This is a genomic window from Microbacterium sp. GQ128 (assembly GCF_059758615.1).
The window spans coordinates 678,502-689,220 of the sequence record NZ_JCAXDY010000003.1 but is presented as its reverse complement, the minus strand read 5'-3'; the positions used below and the strand labels follow the sequence as shown (position 1 = coordinate 689,220).

10 protein-coding genes are annotated in these 10,719 nt (G+C 71.0%); 7 read left to right on the top strand and 3 right to left on the bottom strand.

Going from position 1 to position 10,719, the window contains the following annotated elements:
* Positions 1–120: 120 nt before the first annotated feature.
* Positions 121–558: an Lrp/AsnC family transcriptional regulator gene (locus AC6CHX_RS13370; RefSeq protein ID WP_498273202.1), complete on the bottom strand. Its 438-nt coding sequence runs from the start codon at positions 556–558 to the stop codon at positions 121–123.
* 152 nt (positions 559–710) lie between these two features.
* On the opposite strand from AC6CHX_RS13370, the gene AC6CHX_RS13365 reads away from it, so the two are divergent.
* From AC6CHX_RS13365 to paaZ, 7 genes are all read left to right on the top strand, one after another.
* A complete protein-coding gene (locus AC6CHX_RS13365; RefSeq protein WP_498273211.1) occupies positions 711–1,835 on the top strand; it encodes a thiamine pyrophosphate-dependent enzyme in 1,125 nt (374 codons plus the stop codon).
* Entirely contained in the window at positions 1,832–2,860 is a 1,029-nt protein-coding gene (locus AC6CHX_RS13360) for an alpha-ketoacid dehydrogenase subunit beta (protein ID WP_498273201.1), read from the top strand. The genes AC6CHX_RS13365 and AC6CHX_RS13360 overlap by 4 nt, the downstream gene beginning before the upstream one ends.
* Entirely contained in the window at positions 2,857–4,341 is a 1,485-nt protein-coding gene (locus AC6CHX_RS13355; RefSeq protein ID WP_498273200.1) for a dihydrolipoamide acetyltransferase family protein, read from the top strand. The genes AC6CHX_RS13360 and AC6CHX_RS13355 overlap by 4 nt, the downstream gene beginning before the upstream one ends.
* A gap of 121 nt (positions 4,342–4,462) precedes the next feature.
* The gene (locus tag AC6CHX_RS13350) at positions 4,463–5,653 is read left to right on the top strand and encodes an acetyl-CoA C-acyltransferase (protein WP_498273199.1); all 1,191 of its coding nucleotides are present in this window, start codon (positions 4,463–4,465) and stop codon (positions 5,651–5,653) included.
* Positions 5,653–6,423, top strand: coding sequence for an enoyl-CoA hydratase/isomerase family protein (locus AC6CHX_RS13345; protein WP_498273198.1), 771 nt, complete (start codon positions 5,653–5,655; stop codon positions 6,421–6,423). The genes AC6CHX_RS13350 and AC6CHX_RS13345 overlap by 1 nt, the downstream gene beginning before the upstream one ends.
* Positions 6,420–7,289 (top strand): 3-hydroxyacyl-CoA dehydrogenase family protein, encoded by an 870-nt coding sequence (locus AC6CHX_RS13340; RefSeq protein WP_498273197.1) that lies wholly within the window; start codon positions 6,420–6,422, stop codon positions 7,287–7,289. The genes AC6CHX_RS13345 and AC6CHX_RS13340 overlap by 4 nt, the downstream gene beginning before the upstream one ends.
* 11 nt (positions 7,290–7,300) lie before the next feature.
* On the top strand, positions 7,301–9,391 hold the full coding sequence (paaZ, locus tag AC6CHX_RS13335) for a phenylacetic acid degradation bifunctional protein PaaZ (protein ID WP_498273196.1): 2,091 nt from the start codon (positions 7,301–7,303) through the stop codon (positions 9,389–9,391).
* Positions 9,392–9,476: 85 nt separating this feature from the next.
* Here the strand turns inward: paaZ and AC6CHX_RS13330 are convergent, their stop codons facing one another.
* Together AC6CHX_RS13330 and paaI are read right to left on the bottom strand one after the other, a co-directional pair.
* Positions 9,477–10,091, bottom strand: a complete 615-nt coding sequence (locus AC6CHX_RS13330; protein WP_498273195.1) for a TetR/AcrR family transcriptional regulator — start codon at positions 10,089–10,091, stop codon at positions 9,477–9,479.
* Between the two features lie 52 nt (positions 10,092–10,143).
* Positions 10,144–10,572, bottom strand: a complete 429-nt coding sequence (paaI, locus tag AC6CHX_RS13325) for a hydroxyphenylacetyl-CoA thioesterase PaaI (RefSeq protein WP_498273194.1) — start codon at positions 10,570–10,572, stop codon at positions 10,144–10,146.
* Positions 10,573–10,719: the final 147 nt, after the last annotated feature.

Sequence of the window (10,719 nt, the reverse complement as noted above, 5' to 3'; positions counted from 1 at the left end):
CCGCCCTCCACAGAAGCGCCGCCGAAGCCCTTCTCCACACTCCCCGCAGAACCACCCCGCAGAACCTCCCCGCAGAACCCACCCACAGAACCCACCCCGCGAAACCCGCCCGGGCACCCCTCAGTCCCGCGTGTAGTCCTCGAAGATCAGCGTGGTCCGGGTCGAGCGGATCGAGGGGATCGCCTGGATGTCCTCGAGCACGATTCGACGGAGGTCGCGGGCATCGTTGGCGCGCACCAGCAGGATCACGTCGAAGTCGCCGCCGACGAGCGCCATGTGCTCGATCTCGGGGATCGCGCGCAGCCGGTCGCTCACGGCCTGCCAGGTCGCCTGTTCTATGGCGAGGGTCACGTAGGCGCTCGCATGGTGCCCGAGCAGTACGGGATCCGTTCGCACCGTGTAGCCCGTGATGACACCCGCATCCGCGAGGCGCTTGATCCTCGCGTGCGCACCGGCGCGCGAGATGTGCACGGCATCCGCGATCGCCGTCATCGAGGAGCGCGCGTCGCGGCGCAGCTCCTCGATGATCGCTCGGTCGGTGTCGTCCAGCGCAGCCATGGCACCCCTCTCATCGAGCCAGAAACTCTGACACTTCGATCAAGAATGCCCCACGAGTCGCTCGTTCATCCAGTATTTCGCCGATGATCTTGGATGACTGTCGTACACAGGGGCATGCTGTCCCCATCGAGTTCGGCAAGGAGGGCGAGCGCATGCTGCACACCGACATGCTTCCGCGAGACACCGCGGTGCAATTGATCGACGCGGACGGACAGCCCGTCGTGGACGAGCACTACGCGCTCCCCGACAGCGAGACCCTGCTGGCCGCCTATCGCGGACTCGTCGAGGGCCGGCGCATCAACGACCAGGCCGGCGCGCTCGTCCGTCAGGGACGCCTCGCCGTCTACCCGTCTTCCCACGGGCAGGAAGCGTGCCAGATCGCCGCCGCCATGGTGCTCGGCGACACGGACTGGCTGTTCCCGACCTATCGCGACTCGGTCGCCGTCATCGCGCGCGGAGTCGAACCCGCCGACGCCATGGTGCTCCTCAAGGGCGACTGGCACTCGGGCTACGACGTGCGCGCCCACCGCGTCGCACCGCAGGCCACTCCCCTCGCCACTCAGCTGCTGCACGCGGTCGGCTTCGCGCAGGCGGCCAAGCATCGCGGCGAGGACACGGTCGTGCTGGCACTGTGCGGCGACGGCGCCACCAGCGAGGGCGACTTCCACGAGGCGATGAACTTCGCCGCCGTCTTCCAGGTCCCGGTCGTCTTCTTCGTGCAGAACAACGGGTTCGCGATCTCGGTGCCGCTCTCACGGCAGACCGCGGCTCCCTCTCTCGCTCACAAGGCGATCGGGTACGGGATGCCGGGAGAGCGCGTCGACGGGAACGACGTCGCCGCCGTGCTCGCCGTGCTCGGCGAGGCGGTGAACCGCGCCCGCACCGGCGGCGGCCCCTCCCTCATCGAGGCGCACACCTACCGGATGCAGGCGCACACCAACGCCGACGACGACACCCGCTACCGGGAGCGCGACGAGGTGCAGGCCTGGATCGCCCGTGACCCGCTGCTGCGCCTGCGCACCCACCTGACCGGCATCGGCGCCCTCGACGCCGACGCCGAGGAGCGGTTCGCCGCCGGAGCCGAGGAGATCGCCGCGGCGATGCGCACCGCGCTGAACACCGACGCCGACCTCGACCCCGAGGATCTGTTCCGCTTCGTCACCGCGACACGCTCGCCGCAGCTCGACGAGCAGTGGCACCTGCTGCACGACGAGATCGAGCGCTCGCGCCTCGCCGACGCGGGCGCAGGGACCACCCCGAACGGAGACCGGCGATGACGATCGCACACGACCACACCCGCGCCGAGGTCGAGGCCGCCGCTGCGACGACCATGACCATGGCGGCCGCGTTGAACAAAGCACTCGCAGATGCCATCGAGGCCGACCCGGATGTGGTCGTCTTCGGCGAGGACGTGGGGGCGCTCGGCGGCGTCTTCCGCATCACCGACGGCCTCACCGCGCGATTCGGTGAGGACCGCTGCTTCGACACTCCCCTGGCCGAGTCCGGCATCATCGGCACCGCGGTCGGCATGGCCATGAACGGGATGCGACCCGTGGTGGAGATGCAGTTCGACGCATTCGCCCTGCCGGCGTTCGAGCAGGTCGTCAGCCACGTCGCCAAGCTCGGCAACCGCACGCGCGGTGGAATGCGGATGCCGCTGGTGATCCGCATCCCGTTCGGCGGCGGCATCGGCGGCGTGGAGCACCACTGCGACTCCTCCGAGGCGTACTACGCCCACACCCCCGGACTCACGGTCGTCAGCCCGTCGACGCCGCAGGACGCCTATTCGCTGCTGCGGGCGGCCATCGCCTCACCGGACCCCGTGATCTTCCTCGAGCCGAAGAAGCTGTACTGGTCGAAGGGCGAAGTCGACACCTCCCTCACCACGGAGCTCGGCGCCGCCCGCATCGCCCGCGACGGCACCGATGTGACGCTCCTGGCCTACGGCGCTTCCGTGCCGCTCGCGCTCGAGGTCGCGGAGGTCGCCGCCGCGGAGGGGCGCAGCGTGCAGGTGGTCGATGTGCGCTCGCTCTCCCCCTTCGACGATGCGACCGTGACCGCCGCGGTGAAGTCCACCGGCCGCGCCGTGGTCATCGCCGAGGCCCCCGGATATGTGAGCGTCGCCTCCGAGATCCAGGCCCGCGTGTTCGAGCGCTGCTTCGAATACCTCGCTGCGCCGGTACGACGCGTCACCGGCTTCGACACCCCCTATGCACCCCCGAAGCTCGAGCACTGGTACCTGCCCGACGTCGACCGCGTGCTCGATGCGATCGACACCCTGCACTGGGAGGACGACGTATGAACGCCCCGTTGAAGCCGTCCGCGCAGATCTTCCGTCTGCCCGACCTCGGCGAAGGACTCACCGAAGCGGGTCTCGTGCAGTGGCTCGTCGCGGTGGGCGACACCATCACGACCGACCAGCCGATCGCCGAGGTCGAGACCGCGAAGAGCGTGGTGGAGCTGCCGTCGCCGTTCGCCGGCGTCGTCACCGCCCTGCACGGCACCGCCGGGGACACGATCGACGTCGGCGCGCCGGTGCTCGAAGTCGCCGACCCCGGATCGACATCGGAGGCGGGCACGGAGGGTACGACTCCGGATGCCGCGGGGGCCGCGGCATCGAGCACCCCCGAGCACGAGGCGTACCGCGAGGAGGAACGCGCCGGATCGGGGAACGTGCTGATCGGATACGGCACCACGGCGCACACGACGAAGGGGCGTCGCCGCCCGGCCGCCACGCCGGTCCGAGCCGACCGCCCGACCACGGCGGCACCGGCACCGGCAGCCGCAGCATCGGCACCGGCACCGGCACCGGCATCCGCACCGACCCCTGCGCAGAGGGCCGCCACCGCCGACCCCGTCGCTGCCTCCGCCGGCGCAGCATCCGTCCGCCGCCCGGTGGCCGTCCGCTCCCCCCTCGTGCGTCGTCTGGCACGCGACCTGGGGCTCGACGTGCACCGCATCGGCGCGACTGGCCCCGACGGTGCGGTCACCCGCGCCGACGTGCTGCGAGCCGCGGTCGAGAACGCCGTCGACGGGGCCGCCGCGCATCACCGCGCCGCGAACCGGACCGGAGAGTCGGTCGACGGGCTCGACGTCGTCTCCCGAGATCGCATGTCTCCGCTGCGGCGCGCGGTCAGCGCGAAGCTGACGCGCAGTCGAACCGAGATCCCCGAGGCGACCGTCTGGGTCGATGTGGACGCCACGTCTCTGTGGGATCTCCGCGCGCAGATGGCTCCGGCGGGCGGCAGGGCCCCCTCGATCACGGCGCTGCTCGCGCGCTTCGTGCTGATCGCCCTCGAGGACTACCCGGTGCTCGCCTCGCGTCTCGACGACAGCGGCGAGGAGCTGATCTCGTTCGACGGCGTGAACCTCGGAATCGCCGCCGACACCGAGCGCGGTCTCCTGGTCCCCGTCGTCCCCCGTGCGCATGCCCTCACCGTGGAGCAGCTCGACGCGGCACTGCGCGAACTCGCCGCCACGGCCAGAGCCGGCACGATGCCTCCCGAGCGGCTGCGCGGTTCGACCTTCACGCTCAACAACTACGGCGGGCTGGGTGTCGACGGCTCCGCGGCGATCATCAACCACCCCGATGTCGCGATCCTCGGCATCGGCCGGATCATCGAGCGGCCGTGGGTCATCGACGGCACGATCGTCGCCCGTCGTATCGTCCAGCTCTCCCTCGCGTTCGACCATCGCGTGTGCGACGGCGGATACGCGGCGGGATTCCTGCGGCGCGTCACCGAGCTCATCGAGCATCCGCTGCGTGCCTTCGGGCGGGTCTGACGCCGCCGCGTCCCCCGGTCGGGCATCGCGCCTGTGCCATAATTACCATACGATCGGTCAGTAATTCCGGGCCGAAGAGCCGGGCGACGACCCGCCGAGACGACGAAGTCAGGAGATCCGCATGACCGAGGCATTCCTCGTCGGAGGGGCGCGCACCCCGGTCGGACGCTACGGCGGCGCGCTCGCCACCGTCCGCCCCGACGACCTCGCCTCGATCGTGGTGGCCGAGGCCCTACGTCGGGCCGGTGTCGATGCGACGCAGATCGACATCGACGAGGTCATCCTCGGCGCGGCGAACCAGGCCGGCGAGGACAACCGCAACGTCGCCAGGATGGCGGTGCTGCTCGCCGGACTCCCCGACAGCGTTCCGGGCATCACCGTGAACCGGCTCTGCGCCTCCGGCATGTCCGCCGTGACGATGGCCGCGCAGGCGATCCGCGCCGGAGACGCCGACCTCATCGTCGCCGGCGGCGTCGAGTCGATGACCCGAGCGCCCTGGGTGCAGGCCAAACCCGAGAAGGCCTGGTCCAAGCCGGGCGCGGCGTTCGACACCTCGATCGGCTGGCGCTTCCCGAACCCCCGGCTCGTCGCCCGCGACAAGGCGACCTTCACGATGCCCGAGACCGCGGAGGAGGTCGCCCGGACCGACGGGATCACGCGCGACGAGGCCGACGCCTTCGCGCTCCGCTCCCAGCAGCGCGCCGCCGCCGCGATCGCCGCCGGACGCTTCGCCCCCGAGATCATCGGTGTGCCGACCGCCACCGGAGAAGTGCTGGTCGATGAGGGGCCGCGGCCCGAGACGACACTCGACGCACTCGCCCGACTGCGCCCGGTGGTCGCCGGCGGCAGCGTGGTGACGGCCGGGAACTCCAGCGCCCTCAACGACGGCGCCTCGGCGATCGTCGTGGCGAGCGCCGAGGCCGTCGAGCGATACGGCCTCGTGCCCCGCGCCCGGATCGTCGTCGGCACCAGCGCCGGTCTCGCCCCCGAGGTCATGGGCCTCGGCCCCGTGCCCGCCACGGAGAAGGCGCTCCGCCGCGCCGGACTGACCATCGACGACATCGGCTCCGTCGAGCTCAACGAGGCCTTCGCCACGCAGTCGATCGCCTGCATCCGTCGACTGGGTCTCGACGACGAGCGGGTCAATGCCGACGGCGGGGCCATCGCCCTCGGTCACCCGCTCGGCTCGTCCGGCTCCCGTCTGCTGATCACGCTGCTCGGACGCATGGAGCGCGAGGGCTCGCGGCACGGCCTGGCCACGATGTGCGTGGGGGTCGGACAGGGTGCGGCCGTGATCCTGGAGAAGGTGTGATGCACGCGGAATCGCCAGCCGAGCACGCAGCCGCCGAAGAGCCGCTGCTCGTCGAGCGGCGCCCCGACCGTGTGATCGCGACACTCAACCGTCCGCACAAGCGCAACGCGATCGACCAGGCCACGATCGATGCCTTGCACCTCCTCTGCGATGAGCTCGAGGAGGCTCCGCGCACCCTCATCCTCGTCGGCGCCGACAGCGTCTTCGCGGCGGGCGCCGACATCGCCGAACTGCGCGAACGCCGGGCCGCCGACGCGCTGCGCGGCATCAACGCCCACGCCTTCGTACGGGTCGCGGAGCTGCCGATGCCCGTCATCGCTGCCATCGACGGCTATGCCCTGGGCGGCGGCGCCGAACTCGCCTACGCCGCCGACATCCGCATCGCCACGCCCTCGCTCGCGATCGGAAACCCGGAGACGGGCCTCGGCATCCTCGCCGCCGCCGGAGCGAGCTGGCGGCTGAAGGAGATCGTGGGCGATGCCAGGGCGATCGAGCTGCTGCTCACCGGCCGCACGGTCAGGGCCGAGGAGGCGCTGCGCATCGGACTCGTCTCGGCGATCCACGACCCCGAGGAGCTGATGGGCGCGGCCGAGGCGATCGTCGACCGGATCGCCCGCAACGACCCGGCCGCCACCATCGCGACCAAGCGGGTGTTCCGCGCTCCCCGCGACCGCCACCCCGCCGCCGATCTGGAAGCCCAGGCCCAGCTCTTCGAGAGCCCGGAGAAGTTCCGACGCATGACCGACTTCCTGGAACGGAGAGACCGATGACCGGGGCCACTCCGCTCGGTCCCGCGCACGTCGGGGTGCTCGGCGGCGGACGGATGGGCGCCGGTATCGCTCACGCGTTCCTGCTGGCCGGCTCCCGGGTCACCGTGGTCGAACGCGATGCGGCCGCCGCCCAGGCCGCCGCACACCGCGTGCTCGAATCGGTCGACGCCTCGATCGCCCGAGGCACGGCAGCGGAACCGGGAGACGCCTATCGGACACGCTTCGGCACCGGCACGGACGTCGGGTCGTTCGCGCCGTGCGACCTCGTCGTGGAAGCGGTGCCGGAGGATCTGGCCCTGAAGGTCGACGCACTCACCCGCGTCGAAGCGCAGATCGGACCGGACGCGGCCCTCGCCTCGAACACCTCCTCGATCTCGATCGATGAGCTCGCAGCGGTGCTCGATCGGCCGTCGCGGTTCCTCGGAATGCACTTCTTCAACCCGGTGCCGGCATCGACCCTGGTCGAGATCGTGCGGGGCGCGGCCACCGCTCCCCCGCTCGTCGACGATGCGCGCGGCTGGGTGCAAGCCCTCGGCAAGACCCCGATCGTCGTGACCGACGCCCCCGGGTTCGCGTCGTCGAGACTCGGCGTCGCGATCGGCCTGGAGGCGATCCGGATGCTCGAGGAGGGCGTCGCCTCCGCCGAAGACATCGACACCGCCATGACACTGGGCTACAAGCATGCGGTCGGGCCGCTCCGCCTCACCGACATCGTCGGACTCGATGTGCGGCTCGGCATCTCCGAGTACCTCGCCGCGAACCTCGGCGAGCGCTTCGAACCACCGACTCTGCTGCGCCGTCTCGTCGCCGAGGGTCACCTCGGGCGCAAGAGCGGACGCGGCTTCTACGAATGGGACGCCTCATGAAGGGAACTGACATGACCGAGATCCTCCCCAGCTATCTGCAGGGATCCTGGTGGTCGCCGGATGCCGGCGCCGAGGCGACCGAGGTGCGCGACGCTTCGACGGGCGACCTCGTCGCCCGCGTGTCGACCGAGGGCATCGACCTCGCTGGGGCTCTCGCCCATGCGCGCTCCGCGGGGCAGGCCTCGCTCGGCCAGCTGACCTTCCACCAGCGCGCAGTGCGGCTCAAGCAGCTTGCGCTCGCGCTCACCGAGCGCAAGGCGGAGCTGTACGAGATCTCGAGCCGCACGGGCGCGACTTCACAGGATTCGTGGGTCGACATCGACGGCGGCATCGGCGTGCTGTTCGCGTACTCCAGCAAGGGCAGGCGCGAGCTGCCGAACGCGAAGGTCTTCGTCGACGGCGCGGTGGAGAACCTGTCCAGGGACGGCTCCTTCCTCGGGCGCCACATCTACACACGCCTCCCCGGGGTCGCCGTGCAGATCAACGCCTTCAACTTCCCGGTCTGGGGGTCGCTGGAGAAGTTCGCCCCGGCGTTCCTGGCCGGCGTGCCGACCGTCGTGAAGCCCGCGACGCCGACCGGGTACCTCGCCGAAGCGATGGTGCGGATCATGGTCGACTCCGGGCTGCTGCCCGAGGGCTCCCTGCAGCTCGTCTCGGGCAGTGTTCCCGGTCTCTTCGACGAGCTCCGCCTGGGGGATCTCGTGGCGTTCACCGGGTCGGCGTCCACCGCAGAACGGCTGCGGGCGCACGATGCGGTGCAGACGGGCGGGGTGCGCTTCACGAGCGAGACCGACTCCATCAACGCGTCGATCCTGGGGACCGACGCGGTCGCGGGCACCCCGGAGTTCGACGCCTACGTCAAGCAGCTCGTGGCGGAGATGACCAGCAAGGCCGGGCAGAAGTGCACGGCGATCCGACGCGCGATCGTGCCGACCGGTGTCGTCGACGACGTGATCGATGCCGTGCGGGCACGACTTTCCGAGCGCACCGTGCTGGGTGACCCGCGGGCGGAAGGCGTGACGATGGGGCCGCTGGCCTCCACCGCACAGCGCGATGAGGTGCTGCGCCAGGTGGCACGGCTGCAGGACGGCGGTGGTGACCTGGTCATCGGCTCGACCGATGCTCCGGACGTGCGGCACGGCGACGGAACAGAGGGACCCGCCCCGGATGGCGCCTTCCTCGCCCCGATGCTGCTGCGTTTCCCGGACCCGGAAAGCGCGGCCCTCAACGAGATCGAGGCGTTCGGTCCGGTCTCGAGCATCGTCGGCTATCGCACCCTCGACGAGGCGAGTGCCCTGGTCGCGCGCGGCGGAGGTTCGCTGGTCACGAGTGTCGCCACGCACGACCCCGAGGTCGCCGTGGCGCTCGCCACCGGCATGGCCGCCTACAACGGACGGGTGCTCTTCCTCGACCGCGACGACGCCCGCAGCTCGACGGGTCACGGCTCGCCGCTGCCGAACCTCGTGCACGGCGGCCCCGGCCGCGCGGGCGGCGGCGAGGAGCTCGGCGGCATCCGCGCCGTCCTGCACCACATGCAGCGCACCGCGGTGCAGGGCTCCCCCGCGATGCTGACCGCCCTCACCGGCGTGTGGCATCAGGGCACGGCGGCACGGCCGTACGAGGAGAGCGGTGGCGTGCACCCCTTCCGCAAGTCGCTGGCCGAGCTGCGCATCGGCGACCAGGTCGCGAGCGGCTCCCGCGCGGTGACGCTGGAAGACATCGAGACCTTCGCGACCTTCACCGGCGACACGTTCTACGCGCACATGGATGAGGCGTCCGCCGCCGCCAACCCGTTCTTCCCGGGTCGCGTCGCCCACGGGTACCTGCTGGTGTCGTGGGCTGCCGGCCTGTTCGTCGACCCCGCGCCCGGTCCCGTCCTCGCGAACTCGGGCCTGGAGAACCTGCGCTTCCTGACCCCGGTCTCCCCCGGCGACGAGATCCGCGTCGAGCTCACCGCCAAGCAGATCACGCCGCGTGAGACCGACGAGTACGGCGAGGTGCGCTGGGACGCGGTGCTGAAGAACCAGCGCGACGAGATCGTGGCCACGTACGACGTGCTCACCCTCGTCGCGAAGGAACTCGCCGCGGTGTGGCCCGGCTGAAACCCCGGGCTGTCGCCGAGACCCCGTCCTTCCGACTCGGATACGACGGGGTCTCGGCGGGAAGACGGGGTCTCGGCGGACGGCCTCAGCGACGGCGCAGGCCGTGGAGGGCGATGGCGACGACGTCGTCGGCGAGCCGGTCCGCGCCCTCGCGTCCGCCCGGGCGGTACCACTCCACGATCGAGTTGATCATTCCGAACGTCAGGCGGGCCACGACGCTGGCGTCGATGTCGGCGCGCAGCGTGCCCTCGGCCTGCGCCTCGGAGACGAGCGCCGTGACCCGGCGGTCGAACGCGCGGCGGCGGGTGAGCGCCCGGCGCTCGACATCGGTGTTGCCGCGCACCCGCAGCAGCAGCGTGACGGCGGGAAGCTGGTCGACGAGCACGTGCACGGCCCCGCGGAGGACGTGCTCGAGGCGGGCGACGGCGCGGGAACCCTCACGATCGACCGTGTCGGGAAGCGGGTCGTCCACCACCGCCTCGAGTCCGCTGAGCGCCGCATCGAGGGCGAGATCGAGCATCTCGTCCTTGGAGCCGAAGTGATGGTAGATCGCCGACTTCGACAGGCCGAGGCGCTCGGCCAGCTTCCCGATCGAGGTCGCGTCGTACCCGTGCTCGTTGAACGCGGCGACGGCGACGGCGAGGATGCCCTGCTGGTCGTAACCGGGGCGGCCTCGTCGCGTGCTCTGCATCTCGGACATCCCCACAGTCTCGCATCGGATCGCGCGGTCGGCCGGGAGCGGCCGCGCGAGGTCAGAAGGTTTGATCGGTGGTGCGCGAGCGGCCACGGAACTCCGCGACCGGATCGCCGAGTTCGTCGACGACCGTCACGTCGTAGATGCCGGAGCGTCCGCTGCGGGTGCGCCGCACGGCCGTCGCGGTCAACGTCTGTCCGGCGACGGTCGACTTCAGGAACGAGATGTCGGCGCCCGCGGCCACCGTGACCCGATCGTCCTCGTTGCACGCGATCGCGAACGCCGTGTCGGCCAGTGCGAAGACGAAGCCGCCATGGGTGATGTGGAACCCATTGGTCATGTCGTCGCGCACGCGCATCGAGACCACGGCGTGACCGGGATCATCGCGTTCGACGACGAGACCCAGCGAGGCGGAAGCGCGATCGCGCCCCATCATGGCCCGGTTCGGGCGCACCGCTTCCGCGGCCTCGGGTGTCGCGTCCGTCATCGTCGACCTCCTCGTCGCGCGGACGCCGCAGCGACAGCATCCGCGCGGCCCATACTAACTGACCGATCGATCGGTAAAGAAGGGTTGTCCGCGGTGGCCCGTCGCGTCGTGCCCGAGATCAGAATGAGATTCTGAACATGCCGGGGA